Source organism: Ureibacillus chungkukjangi, from assembly GCF_044795995.1.
GTDB classification, from domain to species: Bacteria; Bacillota; Bacilli; order Bacillales_A; family Planococcaceae; genus Ureibacillus; species Ureibacillus chungkukjangi.
In genome coordinates this window covers 34,234-53,227 of the sequence record NZ_CP085010.1, presented here as the reverse complement: position 1 = coordinate 53,227, position 18,994 = coordinate 34,234, and the positions used below count along the sequence as shown (strand labels likewise).

The 18,994-nt window shown below is 33.9% G+C and carries 17 protein-coding genes; 9 read left to right on the top strand and 8 right to left on the bottom strand.

The genetic code is table 11. The features are described from left to right. Positions 1-21: 21 nt before the first annotated feature. Positions 22-1,854: a hypothetical protein gene (locus LG296_RS19815; protein WP_107937383.1), complete on the bottom strand. Its 1,833-nt coding sequence runs from the start codon at positions 1,852-1,854 to the stop codon at positions 22-24. A gap of 400 nt (positions 1,855-2,254) precedes the next feature. On the opposite strand from LG296_RS19815, the gene LG296_RS19810 reads away from it, so the two are divergent. The 9 genes from LG296_RS19810 (at position 2,255) to LG296_RS19770 (ending at position 11,172) form a co-directional block, all read left to right on the top strand. Further along, positions 2,255-3,292, top strand: coding sequence for a Rad52/Rad22 family DNA repair protein (locus tag LG296_RS19810; protein WP_107937381.1), 1,038 nt, complete (start codon positions 2,255-2,257; stop codon positions 3,290-3,292). A 152-nt stretch (positions 3,293-3,444) separates the two neighbouring features. Next, positions 3,445-4,611, top strand: a complete 1,167-nt coding sequence (gene dnaN, locus LG296_RS19805) for a DNA polymerase III subunit beta (RefSeq protein ID WP_107937379.1) — start codon at positions 3,445-3,447, stop codon at positions 4,609-4,611. 68 nt (positions 4,612-4,679) lie between these two features. Further along, a complete protein-coding gene (locus LG296_RS19800; RefSeq protein WP_107937377.1) occupies positions 4,680-5,006 on the top strand; it encodes a hypothetical protein in 327 nt (108 codons plus the stop codon). A 12-nt stretch (positions 5,007-5,018) separates the two neighbouring features. Then, a complete protein-coding gene (locus tag LG296_RS19795; RefSeq protein WP_107937375.1) occupies positions 5,019-5,588 on the top strand; it encodes a hypothetical protein in 570 nt (189 codons plus the stop codon). After that, a complete protein-coding gene (locus LG296_RS19790; RefSeq protein ID WP_107937373.1) occupies positions 5,585-6,352 on the top strand; it encodes a hypothetical protein in 768 nt (255 codons plus the stop codon). The genes LG296_RS19795 and LG296_RS19790 overlap by 4 nt, the downstream gene beginning before the upstream one ends. Positions 6,353-6,430: 78 nt before the next feature. Next, positions 6,431-7,363: a hypothetical protein gene (locus LG296_RS19785; RefSeq protein WP_107937371.1), complete on the top strand. Its 933-nt coding sequence runs from the start codon at positions 6,431-6,433 to the stop codon at positions 7,361-7,363. 547 nt (positions 7,364-7,910) lie between these two features. Further along, a complete protein-coding gene (locus tag LG296_RS19780; RefSeq protein WP_107937369.1) occupies positions 7,911-9,743 on the top strand; it encodes a reverse transcriptase/maturase family protein in 1,833 nt (610 codons plus the stop codon). Between the two features lie 208 nt (positions 9,744-9,951). Then, entirely contained in the window at positions 9,952-10,242 is a 291-nt protein-coding gene (locus LG296_RS19775; protein WP_251402730.1) for a Mov34/MPN/PAD-1 family protein, read from the top strand. A gap of 18 nt (positions 10,243-10,260) precedes the next feature. Further along, the gene (locus tag LG296_RS19770) at positions 10,261-11,172 is read left to right on the top strand and encodes a ThiF family adenylyltransferase (protein WP_107937365.1); all 912 of its coding nucleotides are present in this window, start codon (positions 10,261-10,263) and stop codon (positions 11,170-11,172) included. 65 nt (positions 11,173-11,237) lie between these two features. Here LG296_RS19770 and LG296_RS19765 read toward each other — a convergent pair whose 3' ends face one another. The 7 genes from LG296_RS19765 to LG296_RS19735 all read right to left on the bottom strand — a co-directional run bounded on the left by LG296_RS19765 (position 11,238) and on the right by LG296_RS19735 (position 18,989). Continuing rightward, positions 11,238-11,567, bottom strand: a complete 330-nt coding sequence (locus LG296_RS19765) for a YolD-like family protein (RefSeq protein WP_193768082.1) — start codon at positions 11,565-11,567, stop codon at positions 11,238-11,240. 177 nt (positions 11,568-11,744) lie between these two features. Next, a complete protein-coding gene (locus LG296_RS19760) occupies positions 11,745-13,592 on the bottom strand; it encodes a glycine zipper family protein (protein WP_107937361.1) in 1,848 nt (615 codons plus the stop codon). Between the two features lie 662 nt (positions 13,593-14,254). Next, a complete protein-coding gene (istB, locus tag LG296_RS19755) occupies positions 14,255-15,007 on the bottom strand; it encodes an IS21-like element helper ATPase IstB (protein WP_107937914.1) in 753 nt (250 codons plus the stop codon). Then, positions 15,007-16,551, bottom strand: coding sequence for an IS21 family transposase (gene istA, locus LG296_RS19750; protein ID WP_146223234.1), 1,545 nt, complete (start codon positions 16,549-16,551; stop codon positions 15,007-15,009). The genes istB and istA overlap by 1 nt, the downstream gene beginning before the upstream one ends. A gap of 100 nt (positions 16,552-16,651) precedes the next feature. Continuing rightward, entirely contained in the window at positions 16,652-17,035 is a 384-nt protein-coding gene (locus LG296_RS19745; protein WP_404428019.1) for a hypothetical protein, read from the bottom strand. A 202-nt stretch (positions 17,036-17,237) separates the two neighbouring features. Then, positions 17,238-17,867 carry a DUF1643 domain-containing protein gene (locus LG296_RS19740; RefSeq protein WP_107937357.1) on the bottom strand — a complete coding sequence of 210 codons (630 nt, stop codon included), beginning with the start codon at positions 17,865-17,867 and terminating at the stop codon, positions 17,238-17,240. Between the two features lie 258 nt (positions 17,868-18,125). Then, positions 18,126-18,989, bottom strand: coding sequence for a hypothetical protein (locus tag LG296_RS19735; RefSeq protein ID WP_107937355.1), 864 nt, complete (start codon positions 18,987-18,989; stop codon positions 18,126-18,128). Positions 18,990-18,994: the final 5 nt, after the last annotated feature.

Below are 18,994 nucleotides of genomic sequence, written 5' to 3'. Positions count from 1 at the left end.
CCCATCTTATCATGCTAATATTTACACCTTCAACCATCTTCTGAATTTTTCTGACCAATTTAACCACAAAGAACTTTTATCTTCTGTATATAACCGATCTTTTGCTAACCTAAAATCTTCCCCTATTAAGTGTTTGGTTATCTTCAAGAAACCCTCATTTACTTTTTCACGTACTTCTGGAACTGCATAAATGGGTTCCGTTGCATAATAATTTTTCATTACTTCTTCGTGAAGTGATGGTAACGTAGCGATTACATCTATCTCTAATGCTTTAGATAATCGTTTCACTTGAGAAAACTCATAGGACTGATTAAAAATCAGCTTAATATCGACTTTTGTTTTATCTTTTAATAGGTGCATATACTCTTTCCATGCAAGGAACTCTTGGTAAGTATCATCAACTAAAATCCAAAGTTCATCTAAATAGATAAGAGAATCAATTGTACTAGTTGCCATTTCACCTGTTGGTAAATCGACTAGTGTAATATCCATAATATTTGAAGCACTCATATAAACTTTTAATTTATCTGTATTCCATGGCAATGTTCCATCCCCTAAATCAATTGGTAAGAATAAAACATTACGATACGTCCAATTTGCAACATTTGGTTCAATATCGGAATGAATCGTCTTAGAATAACTTTGCCAATGTTTAGGTACGGAAGAATATCGATCTAACCAATATTTCATGGTAGGATAACCTCTTAAACCTTCAAGTAGAGAAGTATAAACCCTGTTTTCTCCTAAGAATAAAGCATAATTCATAGCGAAAGTCGTAACACCTTTTCTATGTAGAGGTGACCAAATACCAATCGTTTTATGGTTTTCCCACTTTTGTTTAGCGAATAACTGTTTTTGAATAGTTTTCGTTCTTATATAAGTTAAAGAATCATCATTGGCACTTGCTTCTTGTAAGGGCTCATTTTCAGCCCCCTTCATTTCTTTATGAAGTCGTTCATAATCTCCCTTACCCATTGCCGAATCCACAAGAAAGTTTGTTTGTTCCAAAGAATTGGATTCAAGCAGCTCATTGTCTTCATCATCTTCATAGATTACATTATTATCTGCAGACTGTTGATGTATGAATTCCTTATTTTTAGCTATTACTTCTGCTATTACTTCTTTTTCTTCGCTTGGAGAATCTATGAGAGGTACATAACTATTAAATACATTGCTCTCGTTATCTGTAGATTGATGAACTGGATTTACTTCATTTTGGTCACTATGTTGCAAATACAGTTCTACATTCTCGCTTTCACTCTCAACTTCATCATCTTCATCCTCGACCTCTAAAGGTGGGTATGCTTCTTCCTCGTCTGTGTCTTCACCTTCTGTATAAGCAAAGCCGTTACCATTCATTAATGCCTGAACAAAACTAGGAGAAGGTATGTCTCCTTCTTGCTGAGTTTCAGCAGTTAATGGCAAGGTACTTGTTTGTGGAACAAAAGGTTGTCTTCCTACCTTGTCAACATGCGCAAGAATGAATGAGGTTGTAGTTTGAAGAATTGAAATACCAAATTTCGGATAATAATTGCCATTTCGATAAGTAGATGTATACGCTTCAACTAAATAATCTTTCACTCGAAGAATCACTGTATTCGTCAGATACTTTTCCATTAAATCAAAAAGTGGCTCACCTTCAGCAAAGGGTGTAAAGATTATTTGATAATCTCTTAACTCACCTCTTGTTATGACAAGTTCCAAATCCGTTAGATCGTCAAGTACCTGTATATGCAAATCAAAATTATATCGACTATGTTTTGTTTCAATTAGTTCTTTCCATTTTCCAAGTTCACCAGATAACTCATGATTCTCTTGTCCATCTTTATTTATGACAAGGACATTTACTTTCAAAATACCCTCTCCTTTAAAGTAAAAAAGCTCATACACAATTCGAGTTTACCTTTTCTTTTTGGTAACTCGATCAATGTATGAGCAGTACTTGCTTCAACTATTAAATTTTTAATTTCTTATTCATAGATTAACATAATAAATAAATTATAGCATTTTGTATTTTCATTTTCCTATCTTTTCGATATACTAAAAGTGTAACTTTTTTATTTTATTTATTTGCTGACTTTAATAGTTTAGCGTGGCTTTTAACACTTACGACCTATTGGGTTGAACAATTCGAAAAGGATTTTTATGCATTTTTTGCACCTTCCTTTTCTAACACTGTTCTTCTCAATGGGTCTTTTTTTATTGCCTAAATGGAGTAAAAAAGGGGATACCATTTGAGAAATGAGGAAACTACATGACAAATTTAGAGAACGGTTTTAATGTACTAAGTGCATTAGCAGAACCAATGGGAGACAATGAAATCGAATGGAAAGTACAAACTGTTACATCTAGTCCTAATGGATTAAAAGCATTAGTTGTACCCTATGTGCAGGTTCGTGCTATACAATCTCGATTAGATGAAGTATGTGGACTGAATTGGAAAAGTGAATTCAAGATTTTACCGATGGGAAGTGCTCATGCGATTGAATGTACAATCTCAATTTTCCATGAAAATAAATGGATTAGTCGTTCAGATGCTGCGGAACCTACGAATATAGAATCTATTAAGGGTGGATACTCTGATTCTATGAAACGGGCAGCTGTCCAGTATGGAATTGGTAGATTTCTATATTCTCTACCTCCACAATGGGTACCTATCCAAAACAATCGACCAAATCAAAGTCACGAGTATATCAATAGTAAGTATAAAGTGAATGGCCGTCCGGAATTTGTAAAAGGTTACTATATTCGACCTTCTTTAAAACAGATTCTAAATCAGCAAAATTCAACTAAACCTACTAACCAACAACCACGTTCTCAACAACACCCAAGAAGTAATCAACCAACTCAACCGCGCGGAAACCAACAAACTCAATCATCACAACCACGAGGCAATCAACAACCTTCTGGCAACACTAATGCCCCAACTACTAACGAATTACAAGATGCTAAACGAAATATTATAGATTGTTTGCAGTTTTTAAACATTCCTATTGGGTTTTTACCGAAACTATGCGAATTGGTAAGTATCCCCCATGGGTATAAAAGCCTTGACCAAGCAACATATCCCGAATTACAGCGTTTGTTTGCTATGTTAAACCCTGTAAAAATGTACATGTTACTTGGAAAAGAGCAGTTTAAGTTAAACGAACAACAATTATTCAGTTATGCTTCTGACTTATTAAAAGAACCGATTGGAAAACCTTCTAATCTATTTAATAAGCTTGATTCAGTTGGAGTCAATTTGATCTTTGATCGCATTCGCTCAGAAAGAAAACAACAATTAGCTTAATGCTAACAAAACACAGCCCAGAGGACATTTTTTAACACACATTAAGAGGATTAGTGAAAACAACCTGTTTTCTCTATCCTTTTTTGTGTGTTTTTTTATCACATTACAAAAAAGATGAATGGTCACCATTCATTCTTAGGAGGAAAATAACCATGAAATTTAACTTAGACAAAGCAATCGTAGATAACGTAATCAATAAAATCGGTAAAATTCTAACTACTAACAACTCTAGTATTCCTATCCTTAATGGTGTACTAATTCACGCAACAGAACAATTTATCGCCTTTACCGCAAGTAATGGATATGATTCGATTCTAATTCGTGAAATGGTCAATAGTGAAAATGGTGTTGAAGTATTAGAAGTCGGTGCAGCAGTTTTACCTAGTGAGATTTTTAATCTTACGAAGAAGTTAAAACCTGGTGCTATTGAATTTACAACAAACGAGGATTGTACTCAGATTAATGTAAAACAAAAACGGACAAAGATTGATTTTTCTATTGAACAAGCTGAACAATTTCCGTCTATTGCATCTAATCAAAATCCAACTGGCAACTTTAAATTATCTGCTAAAGAGTTTGAAGAAATCGTAAAAACTACTGGATTTGCTGTAGCAAAAAACGATTCTCGACCAGTTTTGCAAGGGATTAAGTTCACATTTGGTTTAGGAGAAAATGGTCTTGCTTATCATGCTATTGCTACGGATTCACACCGCTTAGCTCAGCTACAAAGCCCTACTCCGATAACTGAAGGTGCTGTTTCGATTACAATACCAGCTCAATCACTTCAACAAGCAGTTAAATCGTTTGATTCAAATGATAAAGTAGCGATTGTTACTTATACGAATCAAATTGCTTTAGTTAATGGGAATACGATTATCTATTCACGTTTATTAGAAGGAAATTATCCTCAAACGGATAGATTAATCCCAATAACCGATAGTGTGTTGATGTTGAATACAGAGGAAATATTAGATGCCTTGGAGTTAATGAAAGAGATGAAAGATAACGGTAAAGATTCCGCTTCATGTCGATTAACTGTAGGCACTGAAACCGCATTACTTGAAAGTCATGTTCCCGGTTCGACTTCTCGAACTCAACAAGAAATTCAAGTAATCAGTAATACAAATGTTGAAGAAGGTTTTAAAATTGCATTTGATGTTAAGTTTGCTTTAGAAGCACTTCGTACCATTCATACAAAACAGGTAAAGGTGGAACTTTCCGGCGCTTTACGACCTTTTGTATTCAAAAATGTGTATGAAGCAGATTCTTCAAAGACACCAGATGCCCTTCAACTTATATTACCAATGCGAACTTATTAAGAGGCCATTACAAGCAAGGTTGAGCTATTAAGCTACTTCCTTGCTTTTTATTTTAGGAGGTTATTGAAATGGACTTTGAACATTTCAACAAAACTTTAATTTCTACAATGGGTAGACCTGCAGCTAACGATTCTAAACAACTCATGAAGATATATGACATTCTTTATCGTGAGATTGATGTGGAGGATATTGATTTTAATGCCTTTACATATGAGGATATTCAGTTAGTTGTTGATACCTTTGAGGACCACATTTATTACGATGATGATAGTGGAGAGGATTTCCTTTTATTAGATTCTCATCCCATTTCTCTACTAGATAGTATGGAGAATGTCGTTAGTAATTTGAATAATACCCCAAAGATAAAACCCAAATCGAAGTTCAAGTTTTTGTAGGAGGACGGTCATATGACTTTATTGATACACACTGAAAGCTACTATGCTTATAAACGAACACTGGAATGTTTAATGATGATGAAACGTTATCATAGTGCAGGGTTTAACGTGAAAGAAGATACGAAGAAATTCACGTTACATGCAGCTAATCATTATGGTTGGTCACATGATGGTGAACCGATTGATTTAGCTTTTATGATGTTAGAAAACATCTTTAACACAACGGTATTCTACGAATATGACAACGATGTACTAGAGGATAAAAAGCAGATTATGCGTAGCATGGTGATCCCCAATAATGAATTGGAACTAACGGAGGACCAAATTAGTGCGCATCGTATTGCTCATATCACATTAGAGGATTTTCTTGATATAGATTTTGAATTCCGAAAAAACCAAAAACGCAGTAATGCGAATTGTTTTGAAGTAGAAGATTGTAATTTACCAATTCTTCACTTTCGAAATGAAGCATTAACTGAAATGGTTATTTGTGTCGATCTTGACTATTACGCTCAAGAAGCCGACTCAATTTTGGAATTTATTCTATGGATTAAAGAACAACTGGAGGACAAAAAACAATGAAGTGGATTATTGAGATAAATGATACCCCTGAGAACAAAGATTACCCGATTACTGGCTATCAAGAATGTAGCAACGGTGTAAAAAGAGGCCCTTACCTATTTACAGTGGCGGATATATTAAAGGGATTAGTACCCATGACACAACATGCACCTATTCATTCGGAGCAAACAGCAGATTACTTTAAAGACGAGAAACGTATTCCTACCCTTCCCTTCGGTACGGTGGGATACAGCTCTGATGCCTTCGGAAAAGAACGTGTAACGATGGTCATTGATAAAGAATTCTGGTCTATTAGGTATCGAAATAATGAGAAATCATATCTTATCGGATTTCCTAAGCTCGTGATCCAATATATCCTAGTGCCTGTTGGTAATACAAAACATCGTCGTGTCGTTAAAACTCGCCTTTTTGCAGTGAAAGACGACCACAAAAGGATTACAGATGAAACTATCTTGTACTCGTTTCCATTTCCGAATGTAAAAAAAACAAGTGGCGGAGAAGTTTGCTGGGGTATGAATTCAGATTTAACGATTCAGAGTTTAACTGAATTAGACCAGATTCTCCATTTGTTTTTAAATGCTCCGTTTAATGAAGATTACGGATGTCGTCTTGCTAACGGTGTAATGCATTTTGGTAAATATCTAGAAACTGCACAAGATGTACCTTTTGATGATGAAAACCTATTACCTATCCCATATGGAGCTAAAGATTTTACGTTTGGACTGCTATACGGCCAAGAATATGTAAATGAACAATGTCTCTAACCACTTAAATTAACTAATACAAAAAAGAAACTAACTACAATACTAAACGCAGCTACACGCTGTTAGGAGGAACTTATAATGACTAACTTAAACAATCCATACGACCTTTTTTCACTTGTTGATGATGAAATAGTAAATACAACTGAACCTACTAATGTAGAAGACAATGAAACTGTTCAAACTGATAATGTAGTTTCTAACGAAGTGGATAACACAGTAAATACTACAGCTAATCTTGTTGAACCAGTAACGGACATTTCTAATGAATCGCTATTGCCAGCAGTAATAGAATCTGTGAATACTGTTGATAGTCCTGTTGTTACAGAAACGAACATTGCTAATGTAATGGAATTACCAGAAGTAATTGAGTCTGATTGTAGTAACGATAGTGGGCAACAATCAATTACCGAAGATTGTATTACATCTACAGAGGATGGAAACGTTGAACCTTCATCACAACCACAAGAAAATGCTCTAAGCCTAATTGAACAATTATCTCAAAAAGGTGATGAAGCAGAAAGTGAAAAGGAAGTTGCAAAACAAGAAAAATCTTCTTCGTTAACTAAAACTCCTAAGAATACGTTTGATGTAAATGAATCAACAATCGTTCGTTACTATAGAGAGTTAATCCCTTTAACAAATTACTTTACTACAGAAGAAATCGTTGAAGGAGTTCGTCTGACGAAAAAAGATAAAACTGTTGAGCTTAAAAAGATTGACGGAGAAATGGTTAGACAACGACTTGAAAAAGACTTTCCTGAGTTTGTGAAAGGACACACTGAAATGGTGTACCATGGCGGTAATCGCAATTTCATCATTCCAGCTGTTGTTGCAAAACGTAAAGGAAATTTAGAGGAATCAGTACAAGAAGAAGTGTTATCGTCTAACGACGACACTTCTTTTTCTTTTCCTACTAAAATTCCCTTTCGCCTTTTAAATCAATTTATTGCACTTGCTAAAGCATTTGGAGAACTGAAATTAGAAGTTCGCGCGGATATTGTGCGCCCATAAAGGTGATTAAAGAGATTAATGTGATAGCAAACATTTAGGGAAAACATCAACCTCCCTATCGTCAGCCAACTTATCCGAAGAGGAAACTTAACGGGGAGTGTAGCATGTTGGAAAAGCCATAAGTTACCTAACTGTCATGGTACGACTGAATGGCAAGACGAAAGTATTGGACAAGGATGAAAGCTAAACTGCTTAAACGATAGCCAGAGGGGTTTTAGCGCGGACTATGACCAGACAGGCGTAAAAGTCATAAAAGGATGGATTTGGTTAGATAAATGTCCTAATCAAATAGATGTTCCTCCTTTCCTAATTCAATAAGAAATAAATGGCGAAAGTCGCAACCGACACCAATACAACGCTATCTCTTTTTTCATAAATGGGGATAACCTAAGTAAGAACGCCTAAAAAGGCTATGTGTTCTGACACTGAATATCTTATATGGTTACGGAGTTGCCGTAGTAGTTCGAGCTAGGGAAAGCCTAGTACATGGCGAAGGGCAACAGTCTATCATTCTAATAATAAGAAATTCGGAAGGAGCGAGAGGCTCATGAGAAATCCAATTTTGGTATTAGAAAATCTAGCAAGAAAATCGACTGATAAAGATTACAAATATCAAAGGTTATACAGAAATCTATACAATCCAGAGTTTTATCTTCTAGCCTACTCTAAGAGTTACGCTAAAGAAGGAAATATGACAGAAGGTACGGACGGGAAAACCATCGACGGTATGAGTATTGAAAGAATATACAAGATAATCGAACAGCTAAAAGAAGAAAACTTTCAACCGAAACCAGCCAGAAGAGTTTACATTCCAAAGAAAAATGGAAGCAAAAGACCACTTGGTATCCCCTCTTTCGAGGACAAATTGGTTCAAATGGTAATGGCATTAATTCTCGAAGCTATCTTTGATAACACTTTCTCTAATAAATCACATGGTTTCAGAACCAACAAAAGCTGTCATACTGCCCTAATACAAGTTAAAAATACCTACAACGGTACAAAGTGGTGGGTTGAAGGCGACATTAACAGTTTCTTTGACAACATAGACCACTCAATCACTATTGAACTCCTTAGAAAACGAATTGATGATGAAAAATTCATTCGTCTAGTATGGAAATTTCTAAGAGCTGGATACTTGGAAGACTGGAAATTTAATAATACCTTCAGTGGCACACCACAAGGCGGTATTATCAGTCCTATCCTTGCTAACCTATACCTCAATGAATTGGATGAATTTATGGAAGTAATAAAATCCAAATTCGACAAGGGTAAAACACGTAAAACAAATAGTAACTACAGCCGCATTAGAAGACAAATAGGTAAGTTGAATAAAAAACTTGAAGAAGCAGAACTGACAAATGATGAAATCGAAGCAATAGTAAATGAAATCAAAGAACTTCGTAAGGTGCAACTTAAAACACCATATGGTGAACCAATGGATGAAAGCTACAAAAGATTACAATATGTAAGATACGCTGATGATTTCTTGATTGGAATAATTGGTAGCAAAGAAGATGCAAAAGGAATCAAGGGAGAAATAACAAATTTCCTACGCGATAACCTTAAACTCGAATTATCCCAAGAAAAAACTCTCATTACTAATAGTAAAAAACCTGCCAAATTTCTCGGCTACAATATATCGATAAACAGAAGCGAACAAGTTAAAACTATCATCAAAAATGGTAAAGAAGTACAAAGAAGAAACTATATTTCAATGGTACATTTAGCAGTTCCGAAAGAGAAATGGATGGGTAAACTGATAGAACTTAAAGCGATGAAAATTGAAGGGAAAATGTGGAAATCAATTCACAGAAAACCCCTTACAAACCTCGATGACCTTGAAATACTTTCCATCTACAACGCAGAAATCAGAGGAATGTATAACTATTACAAACTAGCCAGCAACGTTAGTGTATTGAATAAGTTTTTCTATATCATGCAATACAGCATGTATAAAACATTTGCTAATAAATATAGAACCTCAATGGGAAAGATAATTAGCAAATTTAGAATAAACGGCAAATTTGGCATTCAATACGAAACTAAAAAAGGTAGAAGGATTATGTTCCTATACAACGATGGCTTTAAGAAGCACGAATCTATAATAAAAAATAATGAAACAGTCGATGTTAATGTAATTACTGCAATGTACTCTAGTCGAACTAGCTTAATTGAGAGACTAACAGCAGAAAGATGCGAATGGTGCGGAGCAAAAAAAGTTCCACTAGAAATACATCATGTTAGAAAGCTAAAAGACCTCAAAGGTAAAAAGACTTGGGAAAAAGTAATGATAAGTCGAAACCGAAAAACACTAGCACTTTGTGCTACTGGACATGGTAACGATTGTCACAGAAAGCTACACGCAGGATTGCTAGATTGATGGATGGAGAGCCGTATACGTGGAGACATGTAAGTACGGTTCGGGGGGGAGCGTTTGGAAACCTTTCATAGAGATATGAAAAGGCGCTGGGCGCTTACCCTACTACTTTAACTTTGACACCGAACAGTTTTTAATACATGTTCCTAAGCAAAGAGTAAATACCTACTGGGTAGAAAGTGATGAAGCACCAGGGCATTTTCAAGAGATTATGTTGGAAAGACATAATCACTTTGTCCAGTTAGCTTGTGAAATTCATTCACATCATGAAATGCCTAGCCGCCCATCTGCCACTGATAATGCAAGTGAAAGACAACCCGGGATGTTTTATGTCATTGTCGGCAAAACCAATCAAGAGTTTCCTAGTGTCTATGCTCGAACTTTTACATTAGAGCGTGGACATATAACTATTAAAATTTCAGATCTATTTGAAGATGGTACAGAACTAAATCTTAATGATTTACCTTCTTTTCCTCTTGAAAGCATTCAAATAAAATCGTAATTTAAAGGAGTTTTATATATGAATACAACAACTACTGGAGAAATTAATCTACTGAAAAAAATAGGGCATATTTACTCAAATACGTCCCCTTTTTATGAAGGTGTTTACCCTTTTATTGTTCAAGTGGGAACAGGCGGAAATGGCGGATATGTACTACAGCATCTAGCTCAAATGCTAGGAACTAATGGAATTCCACATACTTACGTGATTGCAGACCCGGACCAAATTGAGACTAAAAATCTTAAAAATCAACTTTTCTTAGAAGAAGAAGTCGGTTTAAAAAAAGCAGATGTATTAGCTGAACGCTATTCCGCTGCTTATAATATTGATATTGCTTCTTATTCAGAAAAGTTTATTGAGTCTGTAGAAGATTTAGCGAAACTATTTAATACAGAATACATGCGAACGTCGTTTGGTTATTCGGAAAAATTACAATTTTTACCGATACTGATAGGATGTGTAGATAATAATTACACACGTTCCATCTTTGATCAATATTTTAATAAGATTAAAAAAATTATCTATATTGATGCTGGTAATGAAAGTACTGTTTGCCCTACAGATTGGCAAACTCGTCCGATACAACAATGGACAGAAGAAGAACTTCAGGTATATAAAAATAGTGGTTGGAGTGGTCAAGTCGTTTGTGGTGTAAAGCTAGGAGATGATTATCAACCTCCTATAAGTAAAGCTTTTCCAAATGACTTTCATGATGTTGATTCTATTAAACCTAGCGAAATGTCTTGTAATGAGCTTTCGGCAAGTGAACCTCAACGAATAATCGTAAATAAGTTTGCAGCTCTTGCAGTAGCAAATTACATTAATCAAATCATTGATGATTATTCGATTAGTACGCATATCACTATGTTTCATGCTAAGAAAGGTTACCTTCGTTCTTATGAATACGATCCTTTAGAGGAAGATTTATAAATTACTAAATGACTACCGTTAAACTTAGAGAGTATAACGGTAGTTTTTTATTTTCCCAAATGCTCTTATTTACGCTCTACTTCAACTAGCGCATCGAAAGAAATACTTGTCTGTTCTCCCTCAACTAAGCCGATTAATTTACGTTGATATGGATCGATTTTTGTTACAATAAACGGGCTTATCTGTTCAAAATATCCATCTACCCATAATGTTAATGTCAGCGGTTCTTCATCTTGTAAACTTAACACCAACAAATCGTTTATATCTTGCATTTGCCATTCATCTAAATTCGGTTTCGGTATTTTAACAATATTCTTTTCATATTCTCGAAGTGCAGCAACGTGTTCTGTTAAGAAGAAACCCTGCCACTTCTTATTTCCCCTATCTTTTAGCATTATTCTCACCTCCAGCATATTGTATCCATTGAAAACTCATATCAAACTTATATTAACACGATGGACCCGTTTTTAATTGGCACTTGTGGATGCTAGTTTTTGGGGTTGGGATGTATATGAAACTTATAACTGGCTTCTGATTGAGAAGTTTCCAAAAAAGTGAGAAGTGAAATTTTTTTACTTATTGTCTAAGTTTCTATAGTTCTTTATTAGTTTATCTATTCGCTCCATTAAAAAAATTAAAGTTTTGATAACAACCGTAATAATAAAGACTATTGGTTTAAAAAGAAAAATATCAATTGTAGTATCTGCAATATCTGTGTATTTTTTATAAAGCAACATAACCACTATTCCTATTAGGACAAAGTAAATTAGTTTAAAATTAATTAAACTTAATGACAGCAGGAATAAGGCACCTAGTATGAACCACGTAGTATTACTCTTTATGGGTTTCTTATAATCTATAGTTTTATTTGAGAGTATATTGAAGTTTCTTATTAATAAACCTGTTAAAATTTCGGTTGAATCATTAGGCAGTCGGGTAGGATAATTAGGATTCTTCGCTTTATTTAACATATAGTTAAATTTTAAGTGTTCAGATTCAGAATCGAGATCAACATCATCAAATAACTCACTACTAGAAAGAAATACCTCTCCATAAATCTTAATTTTCAATTGATTCTTTTCTAAGATATTTATAGTTAACTTATCAGCCATTTTTTCAGATAATGTTAATAAATCTATCCTAGTTCGTTCAAAGGATTCCTTTATATTGTTGATCTTAGTTGTTAGCTTATTTACATGTAAATCACAAAGAATTGCAGGTACAGTTACTGGCTTATCAGAAAAATCATCCAATTCTCCTTCATACTTCTTTAATAGCCTCTTTTCCTCGGCTAATTCATTTTCAAGTTCATTAAGTAAGAATACTTTGTCAGCAGCAGAGTCTAAAAATACATATTTAATTTTTTCTTTATTCATCATGCCAAAATGCGACTGTGCCTTAAAAACACTTGACCATTTTAATCGACTAGTAGCGAAGTTTACTAATTTTGCCCCTCCATAAGTAGCAAGTATTGCACCAACCCCTCCACCAATAATTGCTGTAATAGGGCCACCAGACGCTAATATAAAAGCTCCTAACTTAGCTCCTAAAAAGCCAGATGAACCTGAAGTAGCAGCTCGAAATGTATCACTTACTAAATTCATTTTAAATTCTCCACCTGATTGCGTACCGAGCCTATATTTCTTATAATTTTTAGTCACTTTTAACCCTAAAAGTACACTCGCTATTATCGGTATATTGTCTGCAATGTCACCAGCTTCAAATATTTCATCAAAAGCCCTTTTCCCTTCTTCTCTTAGTTCTGAATTTGAATAGTTCCCTCTAATAATTGTAATTCCTTGATTTTGATAATAGACTAGTTCTCCTGTTTGATTTAATTCATCATAAAGTTCCTTATTAACTACATAATGAGTAGATTCCGGGTGAGCAATTACCTCTTGTTTAAAATGACTCACACTTCCTAAACTCTTTACCGAATAGTCAATATATGAACCATCTTCGTTAAATACCCGAACATCATTATTTTCGTGAGTTCTGCTTTCAAATAACTTTGCCTCTGACCCTTGACTATTAAAAAATTCAACCGTGTAATTCTCAGCCTTTTGCCCAGCGTAGGCACTAACATACGAATCAACTGTTCCATTTTGATTTAGATCATTAATCTTTGTGTACCAATCAAATGAATCATAGTCTTTAACCGCATTGGGATAACGTTGTTCAATGATATTTAGGACTTCTTCATGATTCTTTGTAGATGCATATATATCATACAAAGAAAGAGCTAATGAGGATGTGCCTAATAAAGTTGCATCCTTAGAATTCTTTCCTAGTTTGAATTTCTTCGTAATCTTATCTATCGCTTCATTTTTTTCTTTATTTTTTTGATTTGGAAAAAAAATTATTAGCCCCCACATTATTATGATGATTAGCAGCACAATCCCGATTATAATTTTCCCCATTATGAATCAACCCCAAATTTTATCTTATCTAGTGAAAAAATACTAAAATTACTAGTCTTAGTTTACTAAAGAAAAAAAGAATATTAAATGTCCAATCAAAAACAAATCTTTAATATGAATCTATAAAGTAAAACTCTAAATCTTATTTAGGTTAAAGGTTTTCATATAATGCCCTTGTAGACTTATTATAGGCTTCTTAGTGTAATTTTGAACTACATATAATAAAGACCTAAATAAAAAAGTTGTGAGGCATTTTAGAACGCCACACAACCTTTCTAACCTATTTAATTTGATTAAGAATTTCTTTGTGAATTTATGCTATTGATTTTAGAAGAGTTCACACTTTTTCACATTCAATATCTGTTAACCTTCTATGTATAGGTTCATTTTAACAGTGAAAATAAGCCAGTAAATATGTATGAAGCTTTTGCTTACTTTCTATGTTTCTTTTTACTCCTACGTTCATCTAACCATATTAAAGGTATTAACAGAACAATAGAAAGCGGAAAAGCAAGTATCGAAAAATACTCGCCATCTAAGTCAATTCCTATAGCTTCGATACCTCCCAGCACAAACTCACTTGCAAAAGCGTAATATAATATGAATCCAATTGTATTTCGCAAGTAAAAATTGAGCCATTTATTAATTAAAAACTGAGCCACTTAAACCTGACTATTTTCCAACCATTCTTTTGTATCTAATATTCGATAAGATGGTCCTACCATGTCCACCATGTATGCTCGATGTGTTAGTCGGTCCGTTAAAGCTGCTGTTAAAACTGGATCATGAAATATTTCTTCCCATCGATCAAATGATAAATTACTCGTAACGATGGTGGATGCTCGTCCTGCCCGAAGGGAAAGATGAGTAAATAATAACTCGGCTCCTTCTTTATCAAAGGAGATATAACCTAATTCATCAATGATTACTAAATCATATTTTTCAAACTTCAGTTCAAATGAACGTAACGTTCTTTCAGAACGGCTTTCTTTTAACTGATTTACAAGGGATGACACCGTTGTAAAATACACCTTATAACCTGCTAAACAAGCTTCAATTCCTAAACCAATTGCTATATGTGTTTTACCTGTACCTGGTGATCCGATTAATAAAACGTTTTGTTTTTCTTGAATAAAGTCTAATTTCTTTAAATGTGGGAGGCGAGAGGCCGCATTTTGCGGTAATCTCTCAAACTCTAATTCAGTTAATAGTTTCTTTTCAGGGAAATTTGCAGATCGAATGCGATTCGCTTTTGCTCGCACTTCTCGATCTTCCATTTCTTGCACTAGTGCGTGATATAAGAAATCTTCTGCTGTCTGATATTGTTTCCACATATCATCTTCTTGAATAAATCCCCGAATGCTTGGTAATCGAAGTTCCTTACACATCTCAATCATTTCTTGTCTCTTATCCATTAGTGAAGCACCCCTGTCTTTTTCGTTTCAAATAACGCCGTTATGGCTGAAAGATTTTCGAGAGATTGGGTGGTGACTTCATTTTTGGAATGTACAGTTTTATGAATATATTCGCCTTGATTAGCTAAGAAAATAATCTTTTCTGTTGTTATTTGAACCATAGGGTTCTTCTCAAGTTGTTCAATCGCTGCTAAGACTTTTTCTAGATTTTTATTTTCTTTTAGATAAATAAGTAACTCTAGAAAATCTCGCTCATTTCCAATATAATAATCTTTGTATAATTTTTTTATTTTTGTTGGTGCTTGACTCAAACATTCACTTTGAGCCAATGCACCTTTTTTCTTTTCAAATGTACGTAAGTAATGATAAATGTCCATAATCCATTGATGGATTTGCCAACTTCGCTTATGTGTCGCGATACAGGCATTTTCACTGAAAATAAGAATTTTTTCCGCACTCGCTTTTACTTTCACCCATTCTCCAACATGTCCTTCTGGAACAGAATAACGATTTTGTCTATAAGTAATCGTGCTATATTTGTCCACTCTAAATTCATACAACTCAGAGGCATCAAATGGAATAATTTCTGTGCTTACATGCCTAGCTATACGCTCTTCTAGCATTAATTCATGGTGCGTTTGGTTTTTCTTATAATGCTTGCGAGAGTTTAATTTCATGATTACTTCTGTTAGATAAGCCTGAGCTTCTTCTAAACTTGCAAAAGTATCTCGATGGGCAAATGCTTTCCGGCGGATGTATTCTACACTTCGCTCCACATGCCCCTTCTGATTTCCTTTTCTCGGTTCACATAGTCGTATTTTAAAATGATAATGCATCGATAGATTTTTCATCCCATCGGTAATCTCACGTTCTGTCCCAATAAAATTCTTTACGACTGTCCGCATATTATCGTACGTAAAAACTTCTGGTACAAAGCCTAAATAGTCAATACATTTTACATGAGCATCTTGTACGCACACCATTGTTTCGGATTCATATAAATATGCAAATCTATCATTACTATATGGTAGGGTAAATACCGCCATTGAAAGAGATCGTAATGTTTGATCAATGAATAATTTTACTTCTCCCCAGTCAAATTCAATCTCATGACCAGCAGTTGCTTTTTGACGAATAAAGACTTCTTTTTGATGTTTCTCCTCACTATTTACAAAATTTCTTACAGTGGTATAACTAATTTCAAAACCTTCATCTAATAACTTTTCATGAATATCAATCATTTTTAGTTGTTGCTTGTGCATCTGATGTTGCCGTTTATAATCATTATCTTTTAACATTTTTCGAATACGTTTCATCACCGTAGGTGTTAAAGCACGTTTATTTCCTTTGCGTTTTTTATACGACGGAGGCGTTACATAGTTATCTGTAATAGGTAATTCTCGAATATCTTGTTTTCTTTTTTCAAGATCCTCTTGGATATACTTTTTTACAGTATTACGAGAAATCCCAAGCTCCTTGGCAATTTGACGTTGACTCTTATTTTCTTGATGAAAGGCAAGTAGTACCTTCTGTTTCTTCTCCAATGAAATCACCTCTATACGCTCCTAACTCTATGAAGTTAGGATTATTTTCATATAAAAGTGGCTCACTTTTCAACTGCGATGGTGGCTCAGTTTTAGCTTATCAAATACATCCAATCAAGCCTAAAATAGCTAAGGTATACTTTTTTACTATACTTTTAAGATTCATTATAGAGTAACGCAAAGATAGTTGGCACTTCTCAATCCAATTTGTAGAAACATCATTTCCTACTCCGAAATCAGCCAGAAACCATTTAGCTTTTTTTAATGTAGAGAAGGGTTTAGTTCCCGCGAACAATTCCCAATTTATATCTGCTTTATTCCATTCACTAAAATCAGCAGTTTCGACAGTTACAAAAAACAACTTACTATCTCTTTTATATATCCTATAACGACTATATGCGTATTTAAAATCAAGGTGATGTTTGTAAATTTTTTCCCACATTACTATATCTAAGCCTTCCAGACGGAAGTTTTTATCAACCATTTCACCAAACTCCATCAATTATCAACCTTTCTAACAAATGATTTTCGTTATTAAATTTATAAAAACAATTAGACCCTTAATATTTATATACAAATGGAACAAACATTTTAGTCATACAAAATATGTTTGTTCCATTAATTTGTTTATTTTTCGATTCTGGTCTTGATAATTCAGCTTATACGGTAGTTTTTTATTTTCACATTTAAATTAACACGATCGAGCCGTTTTTAATCTGGCACTTGTGATGATTAATAGCAACATGCTTGTTATTTGGATTGGGATGTCTAGGATACTTTTTTTTGATAAGAATGTCTTCTGATTGAGAAGTTTCAAAAACATAGATATCGTTCTTATAATATTTTTCAATCATGTTCAACAATTTCTCTGTTTCGATATCATAATAAGTAGACTTATCATTTGCATCTCCGCTACATTGACCATATCCCAAAAACAAGTGAGTTGTCGAACCAAGAGTTTTCTTAATTTCCTTCCTATTTTCTTTCATTGCAGAGCTGTATTCTGACTTTGATAAATTATGTATTAAAGGATAAATCATGGGTGAACTAGATTCGTAGAAAGGGTAAAGATTATAAAACCTTATCCAATCGATTTCAGGTATATTCTGATAAATATATTTAATTACAAAGTTAATGGTATCATCAGAATCAATGTCATCAGCACTACTAGGATTCATAAGGATACATGATGCAATACCTCTCTTTAGAGGTATTCTTAAAGAATTCCTAATTTCAACTTCGCTGTTAAGAGGATTATTATCTGCAGAAATACCTTTTATTCTAACTAATTCGGGGTCATAACTTCTTCTGGCCAAACTACCACCTACTTTTTGGATAATTTTAAAAGTAATAATACCATATTGCCGTTTAGGTAGTTCAGAATAAATTTCTTAAATTAACTAAGAAATAAAGTTTCATTCGCTGCTTTTAATCAAATTCTATTTCAACGCTATATTAAAAAATATTTAGCGCATTGTAAGGCAATTATTACTTTTAATAGTATTGCAATTCATTGTAGAAAGAAAAAACTCCTAGAGCGCATTCTGAACGGTCTAAGAGCATGAATCATACGTTTATTTTGTTTTATATTCCAATACTTCTAAATCTGATAAATGATACAGTCTTAGCTGCATGGAGGACGTGATCTGTTCAGGTAATTGCTTACATAAAGCTTCTACAATTCGAGCTTTCTCATCCAACCGCACAATATCAGCTAATGAGATATTTAGAATATATAAAACATCATTATCGTGAATTTCTGTAGGAATTGAAGATAAATGAACTGTACCTATCCATGACGATTCACTTTCACCATTTGCTTTTTTAAATACATCCCAAAATTCGTGCTGAGTTGAATAGTATTGTGCTTGCAGGAAAACTTGTGGATTCATAAATTGAAGATCAATAGGATTTCCAAAGTGCATTAGATTGCTTTTTTCATCCTCGATATTACCTTTATATAAATCGTTTTCCAATACTGCTTTATAAGCACCATAATTGGCTGTTTCTAACAAGATTTCTCGGTATATATCAAATCCATCTGGTAACTCTTTTAAAACTCTTAGATTATATTTCTCTAATTCTTTATGATAAGCCCATTCTTTTTCGAATTGGTAGCTCATTACATCACCTATATTATTTTGCATCATTCCCGGCGGAGTTGCCCAAAACTCATCAAGAAATACTTGTTCTTCTTGCAATTGGCTCTCTTCGATAAGACGTGTCAGTAAAAAGTACCCATGAAAATACTGACCAAGAATACATTCCTCAACAATTTCTGTTACTAATTCTCGCTTTTCTTCCGTATCCGCTACATTCATAAGTTTACTACCGTAAAATCTTATTACTTCCGTTACTTCATTACGAAATTCTTTATTATTTTCATACTTATCATTTAGATATTTCCAAAGCTTCTTTTCATCTGTTGCTATAGCCATCAAAT

Excerpts from the sequence above, each read along its gene's own strand:
- LG296_RS19810 (WP_107937381.1), top strand. The coding sequence starts at position 2,255 with ATGACAAATTTAGAGAACGGTTTTAATGTACTAAGTGCATTAGCAGAA.
- dnaN (WP_107937379.1), top strand. The coding sequence starts at position 3,445 with ATGAAATTTAACTTAGACAAAGCAATCGTAGATAACGTAATCAATAAA.
- LG296_RS19800 (WP_107937377.1), top strand. The coding sequence starts at position 4,680 with ATGGACTTTGAACATTTCAACAAAACTTTAATTTCTACAATGGGTAGA.
- LG296_RS19795 (WP_107937375.1), top strand. The coding sequence starts at position 5,019 with ATGACTTTATTGATACACACTGAAAGCTACTATGCTTATAAACGAACA.
- LG296_RS19790 (WP_107937373.1), top strand. The coding sequence starts at position 5,585 with ATGAAGTGGATTATTGAGATAAATGATACCCCTGAGAACAAAGATTAC.
- LG296_RS19785 (WP_107937371.1), top strand. The coding sequence starts at position 6,431 with ATGACTAACTTAAACAATCCATACGACCTTTTTTCACTTGTTGATGAT.
- LG296_RS19780 (WP_107937369.1), top strand. The coding sequence starts at position 7,911 with ATGAGAAATCCAATTTTGGTATTAGAAAATCTAGCAAGAAAATCGACT.
- LG296_RS19775 (WP_251402730.1), top strand. The coding sequence starts at position 9,952 with ATGTTGGAAAGACATAATCACTTTGTCCAGTTAGCTTGTGAAATTCAT.
- LG296_RS19770 (WP_107937365.1), top strand. The coding sequence starts at position 10,261 with ATGAATACAACAACTACTGGAGAAATTAATCTACTGAAAAAAATAGGG.
- LG296_RS19765 (WP_193768082.1), bottom strand. The coding sequence starts at position 11,567 with ATGCTAAAAGATAGGGGAAATAAGAAGTGGCAGGGTTTCTTCTTAACA.
- LG296_RS19760 (WP_107937361.1), bottom strand. The coding sequence starts at position 13,592 with ATGGGGAAAATTATAATCGGGATTGTGCTGCTAATCATCATAATAATG.
- istB (WP_107937914.1), bottom strand. The coding sequence starts at position 15,007 with ATGGATAAGAGACAAGAAATGATTGAGATGTGTAAGGAACTTCGATTA.
- LG296_RS19745 (WP_404428019.1), bottom strand. The coding sequence starts at position 17,035 with ATGGTTGATAAAAACTTCCGTCTGGAAGGCTTAGATATAGTAATGTGG.
- LG296_RS19735 (WP_107937355.1), bottom strand. The coding sequence starts at position 18,989 with ATGGCTATAGCAACAGATGAAAAGAAGCTTTGGAAATATCTAAATGAT.